The sequence below is a fragment of the Streptomyces aurantiaciflavus genome (assembly GCF_049808595.1).
GTDB lineage: Bacteria > Actinomycetota > Actinomycetes > Streptomycetales > Streptomycetaceae > Streptomyces.
This window is the reverse complement of the sequence record NZ_JBNCAQ010000067.1, coordinates 1-16,830: the sequence shown is the minus strand read 5'-3', so window position 1 is coordinate 16,830 and position 16,830 is coordinate 1. Positions and strand designations below refer to the sequence as shown.

Genomic DNA, 16,830 nt, shown 5'->3' with positions numbered 1-16,830 from the left:
GGCGGGGGGGGGGGGGCGGGGCCGCGGTGGGGGGGGGGGGGTGGCCGGCCGGGGGGGGGACGGGATGACGCCCGCCCGAGCCGTTCGGGTCACCGGTCCGGTGGTGACCGGACCGGCGGTTCACGCCGGTGACCACCGCGCACACTCGGTGGTCACCGGAGCCGTCAGGCGCAGGCCCGTACCGTGACCGGGTCCAGGGCGCGGACCGGGCGGACGGAGCCGACCGGTTCGCCGCCGCCGAGGAGGGGCTCGCCCGCGAACTCGGTGAGCAGGGCGGGGTCGACGCCGGCGCGGACGAGGGCGGCGGCGGTGACCGGGACGCGGGCCCTGTTGGCGCCGTCGGCGATCTTCACGGCGACGGCGCGGCCGTCGGGAAGCGCGGCGACCTCGACGCCCTCGAAGCCGTCCTTGGCGAGCAGTCCGGGCACGGCCCGCATCAGGGCGGCGACGTCCCGGCCGGAGCCGGAGGCCATCTCGGCGTGGTCGCGCAGGGCGTCCGCCACCCGCGCCTCGGGCGTGCCGGGCGCGGCGGTGGTGACGCGGGCGGCGGCCCGGGCGAGGCCGTGCAGGGAGACGGAGAAGAGCGGGGCGCCGCACCCGTCGACGGTGACCCCTGCGATCCGCTGCCCGGTGAGGTCCTCGACGATCTCGGCGATCGCCTGCTGGAGCGGGTGCTCCGGGTCGAGGTAGCCGTCGAGGGACCAGCCGTTGAGCTTGCAGGTGTACAGCATCGCCGCGTGCTTGCCGGAGCAGTTCTGCGCCAGGCGGGAGGGCATGCGGCCCTCCCGGACCCACGCGTCGCGGACCACCGGGTCGAACGGCATGTCCGGCACGTTGCGCAGGTCGTCCTCGGTGACGCCGGCCAGCTCGAGGATCCGCCGGGTCCCCGCGAGGTGGCGTTCCTCGCCGGAGTGGCTGGCGGCGGCGAGCGAGAGGAGTTCGCCGTCGAGCGGGAGCCCGGCCCGCACCATGGCGACGGCCTGGACGGGCTTGAGCGCCGAGCGCGGGTAGAAGGCGACCTCGATGTCACCGAGCTGGAAGTCGACCTCGCCGCCCGTGCCGAGGACGACGACGGAGCCGTAGTGGATGCCCTCGATCACCCCGCCGCGGACGAGGTGGGCGACGGGTGCGTGGAGGGGTTCGCGGATCGCGGGGGCGTCGGCGAGGGAACTGCTGTACATCACTGCCTGGATCACTGGTGGGTTGTCGTGGGCCGGCGCCGGGTTCACGCGTCGGCCTTGGCCGAGGTGCGCGCGAGCCGGCCACGGATGGCGTACCAGCCCGCTACGAGCGCTCCGACGATCAGCGGCAGGCACAGCACGGTGGTGCGTCCGGCGCCGCCGTCGGCGTACATGAGGACCAGGACGGAGGCGAGGAAGGCCAGCGTCACGATTTCGGTCCAGGGGGAGCCCGGCAGTCGGTAGCCGGGCCGGGTGAGCTCGCCCTTCTGGGTCTTCTGCCAGAAGAGCAGGTGACAGAGCATGATCATGCCCCAGGTGGAGAGGATGCCGATCGCCGCGAAGTTCAGGACGATCTCGAAGGCGTCGGCGGGGACGACGAAGTTGAGGCCCACGCCGAGGACACAGATACCGCTGGTGAGCAGAATGCCGCCGTACGGCACCTGGCTGCGGCTCATCCTCGCGGTGAACTGGGGGGCGGAGCCGTTGACGGCCATGGAGCGCAGGATGCGGCCGGTGGAGTACAGGCCGGAGTTGAGGGACGACATGGCCGCGGTGAGGACGACGAGGTTCATGATGCCGCCGGCCGCCGGGACGCCGATGTTGGAGAGCACGGTGACGAAGGGGCTCTCCCCCGCCTTGTACGACGACCACGGCAGCAGCATCGACAGCAGCACGACCGAGCCGACGTAGAACAGGCCCACGCGCCACATGATCGAGTTGATCGCCTTGGGCATGATCTTCTCGGGGTTCTCGGTCTCACCGGCGGCGACGCCGACCAGTTCGACGGAGGCGTAGGCGAAGACGACGCCCTGGACGATCAGCAGCATGGGCAGCAGGCCGTTGGGGAAGACGCCGCCGTTGTCGGTGATCAGGGACGGGCCGGGGGTGGTGCCGTCGACCTCGTGCTGGGTGACCAGCAGGAAGATGCCGATGCACATGAAGACCACGAGCGCGCCGACCTTGACGATGGCGAACCAGAACTCCAGTTCGCCGAAGATCTTCACCGAGATCAGGTTCACGGTGAGGACCACCGCCAGGGCGATGAGCGCGATCACCCACTGGGGTATGTCGGAGAACATGCCCCAGTAGTGGGTGTAGGTGGCCACCGCGGTGATGTCGGCGATGCCGGTGGTGGCCCAGTTCAGGAAGTACATCCAGCCCGCGGTGTACGCGCCCTTCTCGCCGAGGAACTCCCGGGCGTACGACACGAAGGCGCCGGAGGACGGGCGGTACAGGACGAGTTCGCCGAGGGCGCGCACGACGAGGAAGGCGAAGATTCCGCAGACGGCGTAGGCGATGAAGAGGGAGGGGCCGGCGTCGGCGAGGCGGCCGCCGGCGCCGAGGAAGAGGCCGGTGCCGATGGCCCCGCCGATGGCGATCATGTTGACGTGCCGGGACTTCAGGGACTTGCTGTAGCCCGCGTCTCCGGCGTCGACGTGACGGGACGAGGGGCGCGTCTCGTCTTTGAGGTGCTGTTCGCTCACGCCTCGGTTCCGCCTTCCAGGGGAGTGTCCGTGCGCGGGGAGCGCACGATGTCGGTGAGGGTCGTCTCGACGCGGTCGAGGTGGTGGCTCATGGCCTCGACGGCGTCGTGTTCGGAACCGTCGATCAGCGCCTCGACGATGGCCCGGTGCTCACGGTTGGACTGCTCGCGGCGGCCGCCCAGCTCGTTGAGGAAGGCCGACTGACGCGCCAGTGCGTCACGGATCTCCTCGATGACCCGGCGGAAGACCGGGTTCTGGGCGGCCTCGGCGACGGCCAGGTGGAACAGGGTGTCCATCGCGACCCACGCGGTGGTGTCCGTCTCCCGCTCCATCCGGTCCAGGAGGTGGGCCAGGTGGTCCAGGTTCTCCGGGGTGCGGCGCAGGGCCGCGTACCCGGCGACCGGGATCTCGACGTGCCGGCGCACTTCCAGCAGGTCGCTGGCCGCGTAGTCGCCGAAGGTGGGGTCCTCGACGGCGTTCGCGACCACGAAGGTGCCCTTGCCGGTCTTGGCGACCGTCAGGCCCATGGTCTGCAGGGCGCGCAGGGCCTCGCGCAGGACGGGCCGGGAGACCTCGAGGGTGCGGCAGAGCTCCGCCTCGGAGGGGAGCTTGTCGCCGATGGCGTACTCGCCGCGCTCGATGGCACCGCGGAGGTGGGCGAGCACCGCTTCCATCGCGCTGACGCGACGGGGTGCGCGACCACCTGTCTGGCTGTCTGACAGGTTCACGGGAGAGATGTTCCGGGTGACGTGCCGGTGGTGTCAAGGGAGCTGAAAGGAAAAATGCAGCGGGCGGGAGGCCTGAAAGCGGACTTCCCGCCCGGTCCCGGGGATCAGCTGGGGAGGACGCCGGCGCCGAGCAGCCCGAACAGCAGCAGGCCGACGACGATCCGGTAGATCACGAAGGCGTTGAAGGTGTGCTTGGCGACGAACTTCAGCAGCCAGGCGATGGAGGCGTAGGCGACCACGAAGGACACGACCGTGCCGACGGCCAGGGGGGCCGCGCCCGCGCCCGTGCCGAGCGCGTCCTTCAGCTCGTAGAGGCCGGCGCCGGTCAGGGCGGGGATGCCGAGGAAGAAGGACAGGCGGGTGGCGGCGACGCGGTCCAGGTCGAGCATGAGCGCGGTGGACATGGTGGCGCCGGAGCGGGAGAAGCCGGGGAAGAGCAGCGCGAGGATCTGGGAGCTGCCGACCAGCATCGCGTCCTTGAACGAGGTGTCGTCCTCTCCCCGCTTGTGGCGGCCGACCCGGTCCGCCGCCCACATCACGCCGCTGCCGGCGATCAGCGAGCCCGCGACCACCCAGAGGGAGGCCAGCGGGCCCTCGATGAGCGACTTGGCGGCGAGGCCGACGGCGACGATCGGGATCGTCGCGCAGATCACCCACCAGGCGAACTTGTAGTCGTGGTGGTGGCGCTCCTCCTTGTCCCTGAGCCCGCGGAACCAGGCGGAGACGATCCGCGCGATGTCCTTGCGGAAGTACACCAGCACCGCGGCGATCGCCCCGACCTGGATGACGGCCGAGAACCCCACGACCGCGTCGTCGTCGACCGGGATGTGCATCAGGCCCTCGGTGATCTTCAGATGGCCGGTGGAGGAGACGGGGAGGAACTCGGTCACTCCCTCGACGGCTCCGAGGACGACAGCTTGGCCGACGGAGATGGCGCTCATGGGATCCAGTTCTGCGGGTGGGTCGACGGTGCGCTGCACAGTCCTACCAGGCGCGGGTACGGATCCGGTTCATCCACGGCCGCACGGCCCCGCCGACGGCGACTCCCGCGAACGCCGCCACGAGCCCCGCCGCCACGCTCCCGACGGCGTTGGCGAGGGCGTACGGCCCCGCGCCGGTCTCGGCCGGCCGGAGGGTCTCGTACGAGAACGTCGAGTACGTCGTCAGGGCGCCGCAGAGGCCGGTCCCGAGGAACAATCGCAGGTCGGGGTCGGCCCAGGCGGCTCCGGTCAGCACGCCGAGGACGAGGCGGCCGACGACGTCGACGACGAAGGTGCCCCAGAGGCGGACGGAGTCGTGCCGCGCCTGCACCGCACGGTCGGTGAGATGGCGCAGCAGGGCGCCGATCATGCCGCCGACGACGACCGCCACCCGGTTCACGACGACTTCTTACCCTTCGCGTCCGATACGCCGGACATGTCCTCGACGAGATCGTCCGGGGCCGGGGTGCTCAGGACGGCGGGCCCCGGCCGGTTCAGGGCACGGCGGGTCGCCGTCGCCGCGAGCCACACCGCGGTGAGCGCCGCGAGCGGGGTGGCGGCCAGGTAGGCCAGGGCGGCGCGCCCGTGACCGCTGTCGACCAGCCGGCGCACGTCGACGGCGTACGTCGAGAAGGTGGTGAAGCCGCCGAGGACGCCGGTGCCGAAGAAGGGGCGGACGAGGCGGTGGGTGGTCGGCGCCTCGGTGATCAGCACCATGAACAGCCCGATGACCGCGCAGCCGGCGACGTTGACCCAGAGCGTCGTCCAGGGGAATCCGCCGGGCTGCGCGGGCCACCTCAGGGAGACCGCGTAGCGGGCGGCGGCGCCGAGGCCGCCGCCGAGGGCGACCGCGGCGACGACGGGGAGCTGTCCCGCGTCACCGGGCCGCCTCCCGGCCCCCGGCGCTGTCATGTCGTACGTCTCCTGCCTGGACTCCGTGACCCGCTGTTCAGTGCGTCACGGCCGACCGACAGGGTACTCGCCGCTCATTTGCTCTCGGGTGCCTCGCAGACCGCGATGCCGCGCTCCCACAGGCTGCCGAGGACCAGCCGGCCGCGTGCCTCGCAGACGCTGGTGACCATGCGGAAGCCGGAACGGCGGCGGGTGAGGTGATGGACGATCCCGCCCTGGTCGTCGACCGCGAGGACCGCGGTCCTGGCGGAGGGGCGGAAGGGTGCGCGCAGGGCGAGGCGGGCGGCGCGGCGGCGGACGCCGGGGGCGGCGCGGTGGAGGAGGTCGAGCGGGGGGACGCGGGGTCCGGCGAGCGCGACCCAGACGGGGCCGTCGGGGGCGCCGCGCCAGAGGTTGTCCGGGTAGCCCGGCAGGTTCTCGACGAAGGGCTCGGCCTGTCCGGCCCGGTCGCCGGTCAGCCGGTAGCGGGTGAGGCGGCGGGCGCCGGTCTCGGCGACGATCAGGAAGGAGCCGTCGGCGCTCGGTGCGAGGCCGTTGGCGAACTGCAGTCCTTCCAGGAGGACTTCGGGTTCGCGGTCGCCGGGGGCGAGCCGCAGCAGGCGTCCGGTGCCGGTGTGCTCGACGAGGTCGCCGATCCAGTCGCGTAAGGGGTGGACCCGGCTGGAGACGGTGAAGTAGACGGTCCCGTCGTCCAGGGCGACGACATTGCTGCAGAACCGCAGCCGCTCCCCCGCCGCCGACTCGGCCAGGACGTGCACGCGGCCGTCCTCGGGGTCCATCCGCAGCAGCCCTCCGTCGGCGTCGCAGACCAACAGGTCGCCGTCCGGGAGGAGTTCGAGGCCGAGCGGGCGTCCGCCGATCTCGCCGATCCGCTCGACGCGGGCCGTCGGCGGGTCGTCCAGGCCGTCGATGCGCAGGATCCGCCCGTCCGACACCCCGGTCAGGACACGTCCGCGGGGATCGGCGACGACGTCTTCGGGGCCGTGGTCGGGGAGCGTGACGTACCGGAGGGGGACAAGAGCCGTGCGACGGTCCATGAAGGGCTGCCCTTTCTGTCGGAGGCAGCCATCGTTTCAGTCGGGCATGTCGCCGATGTGTCGTACCCGTGGCTCTTTGCCACAGATTTCCGGAAAGCAACCCTCTGTCCCCTACCACCCCTTCTCAAACATGCGGGCCACCTCGGCGATGCGCATCTCGTCGCGCCGGTAGTGGGTACGACGGCGGATCCGCCTGGCGCGCAGCAGACCGAGGTCGGCGAGCAGGGTGAGGTGGGTGTCCGCCACCCGTCGGGACACGCCCAGCTTCGCCGCGACGGCGTCAGCGGTGACGCCGTCCTCCACGGGGTCGCCGTGCCGCTGCGGCGGGAAGTGCCGGGCCGGCTCCTTCAGCCACTCCAGGATGGCCAGTCGCCGCTCGCTCACAGGAGTCCTCAGCATCGCCGCCCCCTCCGTCCCGTTCGTCGGGGCTTCCTCGTCCCGCGTCTTCCCACTGTTCCGCAGGGGAGGCCACCCTGTCCCGGACTCGGTCACCCTTGGCCGGGATCGAACACCCTTGCGCCACTGGGGAGTTGGTCCCGGGCCGTCGGAAGTAGGGGAACGGGCCCGGCCGCGGGGAAGCGGCCGGGCCCTCGGTCACGGGACACGGGTCGAGGAGTGACGAGGTCAGCGGTGGCTGAACCACGCCATCGAGGACAGCGCCCTGTCGTCGTAACCGAACAGGGCCTGGTTCTCCCAGCCGTTGCCGGAGGAGGCGTCGGTCGGGTCCCAGCCGTTGCCGGTGACGGCGGTCCAGGTGGACTCCCAGTAGAAGACGCCGAGACCCCGGCCGTTCGGGACGGCCTCGACGATGCTCGCCACGTCCTTCATCCACCGCGTCTGGCCGGCGACCGTGGCCGGGTAGCCGGACACCAGCTCGCTCGGGAGGTCGATGATGTTCTCGTGCGCGTCCTCGCTGTCCAGCCGGAAGGGGTACGCCGTCTCGGCGACGAAGACCGGCTTGGAGTAGCGGGCGGCCGCGTCGTCGAGGGTGGTCTGGAACTCGGCGAGCGTGCCGTGCCAGTAGCCGTAGTACGACAGGCCGATGGCGTCGAACTTCACGCCGTTGGAGACCGCGTTGTCGAACCACCAGCGGGTGCCGGACAGGTCACCGCCCTTGGCGAGGTGCAGCGCCACGGTCGTGCCGGAGTTGACCGCCTTGACCGCGTCATAGCCGGAGTTGAGCAGTCCGGCGAGCTGCGACCAGTTGGAGGTGGAGCCCGCCGGCCACAGCATGCCGCCGTTGATCTCGTTGCCCACCTGCACCATGTCCGCGGTGGTGCCCTGTGCCTTGAGGGCGTTGAGGACGTCGTAGGTGTGGTTGTAGACGTCCGTCTTCAGCTGGCTGTAGGAGTGCCCGCTCCAGGGGGACGGCACGGTCTGCGCGCCCGGGTCGGCCCATATGTCCGAGTAGTGGAAGTCGACGAGCAGCTTCATGCCCTGCGCCTTGATGCGCTTGGCAGCGGCCAGCACGCGCGTCTTGTTGTTGTAGCCGTCGGCGGGGTTCACCCAGACCTTCAGCCGCGCGTAGTTCTGCCCGGCGTTCTTGAGGATGGCGAGCGCGTCGCCGGTGGTGCCGGAGCTGTTCCTGTAGACGCCGCCCTTGGCCTCGCTCTTGATGAGGGAGGAGACGTCGGAGCCCTTGACGGGCAGGCCCGTCGAGCCCGAGGTGAAGGTCAGGTCGTCGACGTTGATCCAGTTCCCGGCGTTGGCGTCGGAGTTGATGCTGATGGTGCACTGGTTGTTCGTCACCGCGACGGAGGTGACGATCCGGATCCAGCCGCTGGAGGAGACCGGGATGTCGGTGCGCTGCTCGGCGCTGCCGCAGTTCTTCAGGGCGATGTACGCGGAGTTCTGGCCGCCGCCGGAGCGCACCCAGGCGGTGAGCTTGTAGTTCCCGTTGGTCAGCCCGGAGAGGTACTGGTACGTCTCGACCTTGTAGGCGGCGGACGACCAGTGGGTCAGGCGGTAACTGCCGCCGTGGCCACCGGCCTCGGTGAAGGAGGCGGAGTTCTGCCCGGCCGCCGAGTACGTCGACCAGCCGGCCGGGGTGGCGGTGCCGGTGCCGTCGCTCTCGAAGCCGCCGTTGGTGAGTGTGGAGGCGGCCTGGGCGGTCTGCGCGGGCAGGGCGGTGAGGGCGAGCCCCGCGGTGAGCGGGAGCAGCAGGGCTCTCAGGGTGCGTCTGGGATGGAACATCGTCGTCCGTCGTCCCTTCGACGTGATGGGGGTGGGGGTTCCCTCGGGTGAGGGGCCCCCTCCGCCCGCGGCTCGCGGCTCCACGGGCGGAGGGGGAGTCGGCTCAGCCGTCGAGTCGGACGACCCGGACGGCTCCCGCCGGGACCGCGAGGCGGCCGGCGGCGCGTTCGCCCGTCAGCAGCTCGGTGCCGGGCGTGTCCAGCGGCACCTTGGCGTCGGCGGCGGTGTGGTTGATCGCGAACAGGTAGCTGCCCGTGTCCCCGCTGCGGCGTACGACCTCGACGTCACGCGGCAGGTCGGCGCGCGGGGCCAGTCGCGCGTCCTCGGCGGCCCAGCCGAGCAGGGCGTCCAGGCCCTCGTGACCGAGGCGGGTGGAGACGTACCAGGCGGTGCCCTCGCCGAGGCGGTGCCGGGTGACGGCGGGGTGGCCGGCGGTGAGGCCGTCGGCGTACGTCCAGACGGTGTCGGCACCGCGCGGGACCACGAACTCGGTCCACACGTCCCCGCCGAGCTCGGACCCGTCCGGGCCGGTGATGCGGACGCTCTCGCCCGGGAGCAGCGGGGAGAACTCCTCGACGGTCAGGCCGAGGACCTCGCGCAGCGCGCCCGGGTAGGCGCCCTCGTGGACGGCGTCGTGCTCGTCGACGATGCCGGAGAAGAACGACACGACGAGGGTGCCGCCGTTCTCCACGTACTCCTTGAGGTTGCTCCCCGCCGCCTCCGTCATCAGGTACAGGGCGGGGACCACGACCAGGGGGTACCTGGAGAGGTCGGCCTCGGGGTGGGCGAAGTCGACGGTGAGGTGGCGGTCGTAGAGGGCCTCGTAGAAGGCGTCGGCGCGCTCGCGCGGGTCGTGGTCCTCGCTGGGGCGCCAGGCGAGGTTCTGCGCCCACCAGGAGTGCCAGTCCCACAGGACGGCCACGTCGGCCTCGGTGCGGGTGCCCCGGACGGTGCTGAGGGAGTCGAGGGCGGCGCCGAGTTCGACGACCTCGCGCCACACGCGCGTGTCGGTGCCGCCGTGCGGAACCATCGCCGAGTGGAACTTCTCGGCGCCGCGCCTCGACTGCCGCCACTGGAAGAACATGGCGCCCTCGGAGCCGCGCGCCACGTGCCCGAGGGAGTTGCGGGCCATCTGGCCGGGGGCCTTGGCCGGGTTGCGGGGCTGCCAGTTGATGCCCGAGGTCGAGTGCTCCAGGAGGACCCAGGGGGCGCCGCCCGCGACAGAGCGGGTGAGGTCGGCGGCCATCGCGAGGTTGACGTGGGTGCGGCGGCCGTCGGTGATCAGGTAGTGGTCGTTGGTGACGAGGTCGACCTCGCGGCCCCAGGCCCAGTAGTCGACGGAGTCGCACTGACTGAGGGCCGTCATGAAGTTGGTGGTCACCGGGACGCCGGGCGAGAGGCGGTGCAGGATGTCCCGTTCCGTCACGAAGTTCTCGCGCATGGTGGCGTCGGCGAACCGCTTGTAGTCCAGCGCCTGGCCGGGGTTGCCGACGGTCGGGGAGGTGCGCGGCGGGTTGATGTCCTCGAAGCTCGCGTAGCGCTGGCCCCAGAAGGCGGTGCCCCAGGCCTCGTTGACGGCGTCGACGGTGCCGTACGTCGTCTCCAGCCAGCGGCGGAAGTGGGCGGCGCAGGAGTCGCAGTAGCAGGCGGAGACGGGGACGCCGTACTCGTTGTGCACATGCCACATCGCGAGGGCGGGGTGGTCGCCGTAGCGCTCGGCGAGCCTGGTGGTGATGTGCGCCGCCGCCGCGCGGTAGTCGGCGTTGCTGTGGCAGATCGCGGCGCGGGAGCCGAACTCGTAGCGCACGCCGTCGGGGGTGACGGGCAGCGCCTCGGGGTGCTCGCGGTAGAACCAGACGGGCGGGCACACGGTGGGGGTGCCGAGGTCGACGCGGATGCCGTTCTCGTGCAGCAGGTCGATGATCCGGTCGAGCCAGCCGAAGTCGTACACCCCCGGCGCGGGCTCCAGGAGGGCCCAGGAGAAGATCCCGACACTCACCATGGTGACGCCGGCCTCCCGCATCAGCCGGACGTCCTCGTGCCAGACGCTTTCCGGCCACTGCTCGGGGTTGTAGTCCCCACCGAAGGCGAGCCTGGTGAGGCCCCTGGGGGTGGTCTCCGGCATGTGATGTCTCCCGTTGGGTCGATCTATGGGAACGTGCACACACGCGATCGGCGGTGCGAGCCCAACATAACCGCACAGCAACAACCATTGACAAGTGTCCGGGATGTTTCTCTACTGTGAACGCTCACAGAAGCATGGCAGGTTCTCGCAGCAGGCGAGAACCCAGGTCAGGGGAGAAATCCATGCCCAACGCGAAGCGCCGTCGGCTCTCCAAGGTCACCGCTACCGCCGTCGCCGTCACGCTCGGCAGCACCGCCCTCGCCGCTTGCGGCTCGTCCGACGGGGACAGCGAGGCCCAGTCGGGGCCGGTCTCGCTCACGTACTGGACCTGGACGCCCGGCATGGACAAGGTCGTGGACCTGTGGAACAAGGGGCCGGGGAAGAAGGACCAGATCACGGTCACCGCGAAGAAGCAGGCGTCCGGCGACACGCTGGTCACCAAGATCCTCACCGCGCACAAGGCGGGCAAGGCCCCGGACCTGGTGCAGGCCGAGTACCAGGCACTGCCGACGCTGGTCAGCAACGACGCGCTGGCGGACATAGCGAAGGACGTCGGCGACGCGAAGAGCAAGTTCGCCGACGGTGTCTGGCAGCAGACCACGCTGGGCACGGACGCGGTCTACGCGGTGCCGCAGGACATCGGCCCGATGATGTTCTACTACCGCGAGGACCTCTTCAAGAAGTACGGCCTGACGGTGCCGACGACCTGGGAGCAGTTCGCCGAGACCGCCCGCGCGCTGAAGAAGAAGGCCCCCGACCTGGACCTGACCACCTTCTCCGCCAACGACTCCGGTCTCTTCGCGGGCCTCGCCCAGCAGGCCGGCGCCAAGTGGTGGACGACCTCCGGCGACAAGTGGCAGGTCGGCATCAACGACGCGGCCACCAAGAAGGTCGCCGAGTTCTGGGGCGGCCTCGTCAAGGAGGGCGCCATCGACAACCAGCCGATGTACACGCCCTCCTGGAACAAGGCGCTCAACACCGGCAAGCAGATCGCCTGGGTCTCCGCCGTGTGGGCCCCGGGCACCCTCAACACCGCCGCACCGGACACCACGGGCAAGTGGGCCATGGCCCCGCTCCCCCAGTGGTCGCAGAGCGACAACGTCACCGGCAGCTGGGGCGGCTCCTCCACCGCCGTCACCACGGACTCCAAGCACAAGGAGGCCGCCGCCAAGTTCGCCGCCTGGCTGAACACCGACGGCGACGCCCTCAACGCGCTGGCCAAGGAGGGCGGCATCTACCCGGCCTCCTCCTCCGCCCAGCTCAGCGGCGCCTTCACCTCGCCGCCGGCCTACTTCTCGAACCAGCCGGACTTCTACACCAAGGCCGCCGCCATCGCGAAGACCACGGCCCCCTCGGCCTGGGGCCCGAACGTGAACGTCGCCTACACGACCTTCAAGGACGCCTTCGGCGCCGCCGCGAAGAACAAGTCGGACTTCACCGCCGCCCTCGACAAGATGCAGGCGGACACGGTCGCCGACATGAAGAAGCAGGGCTTCGAGGTCTCCGAGTGAAAACCGCCGCACGCCGGACGTCGTACGGGGTCAAGGGGGCCCCGTACGGCTTCCTCCTCCCCGCCACGATCCTCTTCGCCCTGTTCTTCGCGCTGCCCATCGGCTACGCGGTCTGGCTCAGCTTCCACAAGGTGAAGGTCTCCGGGCTCGGCCTGGGCGCCGGCGCCCGTAAGGAGGTCTGGGCCGGCCTGGAGAACTACACCGCCGCCTTCACCGACAGCGAGCTGCTGAACGGCGCGCTGCGCGTGCTGGGCTACGGCTGCATCGTCGTCCCGGTGATGCTGGGCCTCGCGCTGCTGTTCGCGCTGATGCTCGACTCCGAGAAGGTACGGCTCGCCCCGTTCACCCGGCTCGCGATCTTCCTGCCGTACGCCATCCCGGGTGTCGTGGCGGCGCTGCTGTGGGGCTTCCTGTACCTGCCCGACGTCAGCCCCTTCTACTTCGTGCTCGAGAAGCTGGGACTGCCGCAGCCGGACCTGCTGGACGGCGGTCCGCTCTACCTCGCCCTGTCGAACATCGCGATCTGGGGCGGCACCGGCTTCAACATGATCGTCATCTACACCTCGCTGCAGGCCATCCCGGCCGAGGTGTACGAGGCGGCCAAGCTGGACGGGGCCACTCCGCTGCAGATCGCCCTGAGGATCAAGATCCCGATGGTGGCGCCCTCGCTGGTGCTGACCTTCTTCTTCTCGATCATCGCCACGCTCCAGGTGTTCAACGAGCCGACCACCCTGAAGCCGCTCACCAACTCCGTGTCCACGACCTGGAGTCCGCTGATGAAGGTGTACCGGGACGCGTTCGGCACGGGTGACGTCTACGCGGCGGCCGCCCAGGCCGTGATCATCGCGCTCGCCACGCTGCTGCTGTCCTTCGGGTTCCTGCGGGCCGCGAACCGTCGCAACAAGCAGGAGGCAGCCGGATGAGTTCTCTTGCCGTTCAGAAGGTCCCCGCGGCGGCCGGCGCCACCGGTACCGCCCGGAACCGACCGCCGCTGCGCGGCCGGATCGCCCTCGTCCCGACGATCACCCTGCTGCTGGGCGCGCTCTACTGCCTGCTGCCGGTGGCGTGGGTGGTGATCGCGTCCACCAAGTCCGGCCGCGAGCTGTTCTCCACGTTCACCTTCCTTCCGGGCACCGGCTTCGCCGACAACATCGGCGACCTCAACGCCTACCGCGACGGCGTCTACTGGAAGTGGATGGGCAACTCCGCGCTGTACGCCGGTCTCGGCGCCCTGCTGTCGACGTGCGTGTCCGCGCTCAGCGGTTACGCGCTGGCGACGTACCGCTTCCGCGGCCGCGAGACGATCTTCAACGTCCTGCTCGCGGGCGTGCTGATGCCGCCGATCATCCTCGCCGTACCGCAGTACCTGCTGCTGGCGCAGGCGGACCTCACGGACACCTACTGGTCGGTGCTGCTGCCGCAGATCCTCTCCCCGTACGGCGTCTACCTCGCGCGCATCTACGCGGCCGCGGCCGTCCCCGGTGACGTGGTGGAGGCGGGCCGGATGGACGGGGCGAGCGAGTGGCGGATCTTCACCCGGATCGCGCTGCCGATGATGATCCCCGGACTGGTGACCGTGTTCCTGTTCCAGTTCGTGGCCGTGTGGAACAACTTCCTGCTGCCGTACATCATGCTCAGCGACGACGAGAAGTTCCCGATCACGCTCGGTCTCTACACACTGCTGGAGCAGGGCGCCAACACCCCGGCGCTGTACACGCTGGTGATCACCGGCGCGTTCCTCGCGGTGATCCCGCTGGTGGCGCTGTTCCTGGTCGTTCAGCGGTTCTGGAGCCTGGATCTGCTGTCCGGAGCCGTAAAGTCATGACCATGAGCAATGGTGCGGGGAGCAGGCGGAGACCGCCGACGATCCACGACGTCGCGCGCGAGGCGGGGGTCTCCCGCGGCACCGTCTCGCGTGTGCTCAACGGTGGCCACTACGTCAGCCCCTCCGCCCAGGAGGCGGTCAACGCGGCGATCCGCAAGACGGGTTACGTCGTGAACCGGCACGCCCGCTCGCTGATCACCGGACGTTCGGACTCGATCGGCTTTCTGTTGACCGAACCGCAGGAGAAGCTCTTCGAGGACCCCAACTTCAACGTCCTGTTGCGGTGCTGCACCCAGGCCCTGGCCGCGCACGACATCCCGCTGCTGCTGATGCTGGCCGGCACCGAGGACGAGCGGCGCCGGATAACGCGGTACATCACGGCGGGCCACGTCGACGGTGTGCTCCTGGTGTCCAGCCACTCCGCCGACCCGGTCGCCGAGGAACTGCGCAAGGCCGGGGTGCCCCTGGTCCAGTGCGGCAAGCCCATGGGACTCGGCTCCAAGGTGAGCTATGTGGCCGCGGACGACCGGGACGGAGCCCGTGACATGGTGCGTCACCTGCTGTCGCTGGGCCGCCGCCGCATCGGTGTCGTGACCGGTCCGCTGGACTCCCCGGGCGGTGTCGACCGCCTCGCCGGTTACAAGGAGGTCCTCACCGAGGCGGGCGTCGAGATCGACGAGCGGCTCATCGTCTCCGGCGACTACAGCCGGGCCAGCGGCGAGGCGGGCGCCGAGCGGCTGCTGGCCCTGGCCCCGGACATGGACGCCGTGTTCGTCGCCTCCGACCTGATGGCACAGGGCGCCCTGACGGCGCTGCGCCGGGCGGGCCGCCGGGTCCCCGAGGACGTGTCCGTGGGCGGCTTCGACGACTCCAGCGCGGCGACGGAGTCCACCCCCGCCCTCACCACCATCCGCCAGCCCTACGACCGCATCAGCAACGAGATGGTCCGGGTGCTGCTGGCCCAGATCGGCGGCGAGGACCCGGCGGCGGTGATCCTGCCCACGGAGCTGGTGCGGCGCGAGTCGACCTGACGGTTCAGGAGCGGTGCGAGACGAGCCGACGGCTCAGCACCGGCTCGTGGCGGACGCCACGAACATCGGTACGGCCATGCACAACCTGTCCTTCGACACGCGAGCGCGCTGACCGGCGATCCAGCCGGCGGCGCGCTCGCGCGTCACCGCGCCCGCGGCGCACCCGGCCTCGGCGAGACCGGTCGGCATGCGCGCAGGACCTGGCCGCGTGCCCGCACTGCCGGCGTGCGATCGGCAACCGGTCAGGATCGAAGAAGCGGTCCGCGTCTCCCCCGGCCTAGCGTGAGAACCACCGAGCGACATCTCACCGAGGAGGACGCCATGACCACCGGACTGCAGACGATCATCTACCCCGTCAAGGACATCGACCGGGCGAAGGCCCTGTTCAGCGCGTTGCTGGGGGTCGAGCCGTACGCGGACGAGCCCTACTACGTCGGCTTCAAGGCCGCCGGTCAGGACGTGGGGCTCGACCCGAACGGGCACGCCAAGGGCATGACCGGGCCGGTGCCGTACTGGCACGTCGACGACATCCGGGCGCGGCTGGCGGCCCTGCTGGAAGCCGGGGCGGAGGTGCTGCAGGACGTGCAGGACGTCGGCGGCGGCAGGCTGATCGCCTATGTGAAGGACGCGGACGGCAACCTGGTGGGGCTGCTCCAGAACCCGGCGGCTTCCTGAGCTCCGTCGTTTTCTTGCACCCGCACTAGTCTCCTGAGTCAGGAATTCTGTTCAGATGTGTAGGGTTGTGGGGTGGCGCGTACTGGGCGGCCGAAGGCCGAGTTGATCCTGTCGGATGAGGAACGGGCTGCGCTGGAGGGATGGGTGCGGCGCCGTTCCACGCCGCAGGCGTGGGCTCTGCGCTGCCGGATCATCCTGGCCTGCTCTACCGGCGCGTCCAACAAGGACGTGGCAGCGCAACTCGGCTCGACACCGCATGCGGTGGGCAGGTGGCGGGCGCGGTTCGTCGAGCACCGGATCGCGGGCCTGGGCGACATGCCGCGCTCGGGCGGGCCCAGGACGGTGACCGACGAACAGGTCGCCGCGGTGGTCACCAAAACGCTGGAGAGCACGCCGAAGAACGCCACGCACTGGTCGACGAGGGCGATGGCCAAGGAGTTGGGCATGTCGCAGTCGACCGTCTCGCGGATCTGGCGAGCCTTCGGCCTGCAGCCACACCGCTCGGAGACGTTCAAGCTGTCGACCGACCCGTACTTCGTCGACAAGGTCCACGACGTCGTCGGCCTGTATCTGGACCCGCCCGAGCGGGCCCTGGTGTTCTGCGTGGACGAGAAGTCGCAGATCCAGGCACTGGACCGCTCCCAGCCGGTGCTGCCGATGATGCCGGGTGTTCCCCAACGGGTCACTCACGACTACGTGCGGGCGGGAACCACGACGCTGTTCGCGGCCCTGGAGGTGGCCACGGGGAAAGTCATCGGCTCCCTCCACCGCCGGCACCGGGCCGAGGAGTTCAAGAAGTTCCTCATCAAGCTGGACCGAGAGATACCGCAGGGCCTGGACGTGCACCTCGTGCTGGACAACTACGCCACCCACAAGACCCCGGCCATCAAGACCTGGCTCCTGGCCCACCCCCGCTTCCACCTGCACTTCACACCCACCGGCTCGTCATGGCTGAACCTGGTCGAGCGGTGGTTCGCGGAGCTGACCAACAAGCAGATACGACGAGGCGTCCACAAGACCGTCCACGCGCTGGAGAAGGACATCCGCAGCTGGATCGCCATGTGGAACACCGATCCCAAGCCCTACGTCTGGACGAAGACCGCGGACGAAATCCTCGAACGCCTCGCCAGTTATCTGAACAGAATTCC

The 16,830-nt window shown here is 70.3% G+C and carries 17 protein-coding genes; 6 read left to right on the top strand and 11 right to left on the bottom strand.

The annotated features are described in order from the left end of the window. Positions 1-164: 164 nt before the first annotated feature. From ACPT94_RS41690 to ACPT94_RS41645, 10 genes are all read right to left on the bottom strand, one after another. Positions 165-1,181, bottom strand: coding sequence for an asparaginase (locus tag ACPT94_RS41690; protein ID WP_425248122.1), 1,017 nt, complete (start codon positions 1,179-1,181; stop codon positions 165-167). A 44-nt stretch (positions 1,182-1,225) separates the two neighbouring features. Further along, entirely contained in the window at positions 1,226-2,665 is a 1,440-nt protein-coding gene (locus ACPT94_RS41685; RefSeq protein ID WP_360335684.1) for an amino acid permease, read from the bottom strand. Next, a complete protein-coding gene (locus ACPT94_RS41680; RefSeq protein ID WP_425248123.1) occupies positions 2,662-3,339 on the bottom strand; it encodes a FadR/GntR family transcriptional regulator in 678 nt (225 codons plus the stop codon). The genes ACPT94_RS41685 and ACPT94_RS41680 overlap by 4 nt, the downstream gene beginning before the upstream one ends. 158 nt (positions 3,340-3,497) lie before the next feature. After that, positions 3,498-4,334: an undecaprenyl-diphosphate phosphatase gene (locus ACPT94_RS41675; RefSeq protein ID WP_360335686.1), complete on the bottom strand. Its 837-nt coding sequence runs from the start codon at positions 4,332-4,334 to the stop codon at positions 3,498-3,500. 43 nt (positions 4,335-4,377) lie between these two features. Beyond that, entirely contained in the window at positions 4,378-4,773 is a 396-nt protein-coding gene (locus ACPT94_RS41670) for a fluoride efflux transporter FluC (protein WP_425248121.1), read from the bottom strand. Continuing rightward, complete coding sequence (gene crcB / locus ACPT94_RS41665; RefSeq protein ID WP_425248120.1) at positions 4,770-5,285, bottom strand: fluoride efflux transporter CrcB; 516 nt, start codon at positions 5,283-5,285, stop codon at positions 4,770-4,772. The genes ACPT94_RS41670 and crcB overlap by 4 nt, the downstream gene beginning before the upstream one ends. A gap of 74 nt (positions 5,286-5,359) precedes the next feature. Then, positions 5,360-6,322 (bottom strand): SMP-30/gluconolactonase/LRE family protein, encoded by a 963-nt coding sequence (locus ACPT94_RS41660; protein ID WP_360335692.1) that lies wholly within the window; start codon positions 6,320-6,322, stop codon positions 5,360-5,362. Positions 6,323-6,433: 111 nt separating this feature from the next. Then, positions 6,434-6,721, bottom strand: a complete 288-nt coding sequence (locus tag ACPT94_RS41655; RefSeq protein ID WP_360335694.1) for an ArsR family transcriptional regulator — start codon at positions 6,719-6,721, stop codon at positions 6,434-6,436. A 225-nt stretch (positions 6,722-6,946) separates the two neighbouring features. Continuing rightward, positions 6,947-8,515 carry a glycoside hydrolase family 53 protein gene (locus tag ACPT94_RS41650; RefSeq protein WP_360335696.1) on the bottom strand — a complete coding sequence of 523 codons (1,569 nt, stop codon included), beginning with the start codon at positions 8,513-8,515 and terminating at the stop codon, positions 6,947-6,949. Between the two features lie 103 nt (positions 8,516-8,618). Beyond that, positions 8,619-10,640 (bottom strand): beta-galactosidase, encoded by a 2,022-nt coding sequence (locus tag ACPT94_RS41645; RefSeq protein WP_360335698.1) that lies wholly within the window; start codon positions 10,638-10,640, stop codon positions 8,619-8,621. A gap of 182 nt (positions 10,641-10,822) precedes the next feature. Between ACPT94_RS41645 and ACPT94_RS41640 the strand changes: the two genes are divergently transcribed. From ACPT94_RS41640 to ACPT94_RS41625, 4 genes are read left to right on the top strand one after another with little or no spacing between them, the layout of a single operon-like run. Then, a complete protein-coding gene (locus ACPT94_RS41640) occupies positions 10,823-12,151 on the top strand; it encodes an ABC transporter substrate-binding protein (protein ID WP_360335700.1) in 1,329 nt (442 codons plus the stop codon). Continuing rightward, entirely contained in the window at positions 12,148-13,074 is a 927-nt protein-coding gene (locus tag ACPT94_RS41635) for a carbohydrate ABC transporter permease (RefSeq protein WP_360335702.1), read from the top strand. The genes ACPT94_RS41640 and ACPT94_RS41635 overlap by 4 nt, the downstream gene beginning before the upstream one ends. Beyond that, positions 13,071-13,976 (top strand): carbohydrate ABC transporter permease, encoded by a 906-nt coding sequence (locus ACPT94_RS41630; RefSeq protein WP_360335704.1) that lies wholly within the window; start codon positions 13,071-13,073, stop codon positions 13,974-13,976. The genes ACPT94_RS41635 and ACPT94_RS41630 overlap by 4 nt, the downstream gene beginning before the upstream one ends. Continuing rightward, positions 13,973-15,007 (top strand): LacI family DNA-binding transcriptional regulator, encoded by a 1,035-nt coding sequence (locus ACPT94_RS41625; RefSeq protein ID WP_360335706.1) that lies wholly within the window; start codon positions 13,973-13,975, stop codon positions 15,005-15,007. Before ACPT94_RS41630 ends, ACPT94_RS41625 begins: the two co-directional genes overlap by 4 nt. Before the next feature lie 33 nt (positions 15,008-15,040). Here the strand turns inward: ACPT94_RS41625 and ACPT94_RS41620 are convergent, their stop codons facing one another. Next, positions 15,041-15,196 (bottom strand): hypothetical protein, encoded by a 156-nt coding sequence (locus ACPT94_RS41620; RefSeq protein ID WP_425248119.1) that lies wholly within the window; start codon positions 15,194-15,196, stop codon positions 15,041-15,043. Between the two features lie 132 nt (positions 15,197-15,328). Between ACPT94_RS41620 and ACPT94_RS41615 the strand changes: the two genes are divergently transcribed. Both ACPT94_RS41615 and ACPT94_RS41610 read left to right on the top strand, forming a co-directional pair. Next, positions 15,329-15,682 carry a VOC family protein gene (locus ACPT94_RS41615; RefSeq protein WP_360335708.1) on the top strand — a complete coding sequence of 118 codons (354 nt, stop codon included), beginning with the start codon at positions 15,329-15,331 and terminating at the stop codon, positions 15,680-15,682. Between the two features lie 72 nt (positions 15,683-15,754). Beyond that, the coding region (locus tag ACPT94_RS41610) for an IS630 family transposase (RefSeq protein WP_425247229.1) at positions 15,755-16,830 on the top strand (1,076 nt) is incomplete at its 3' end.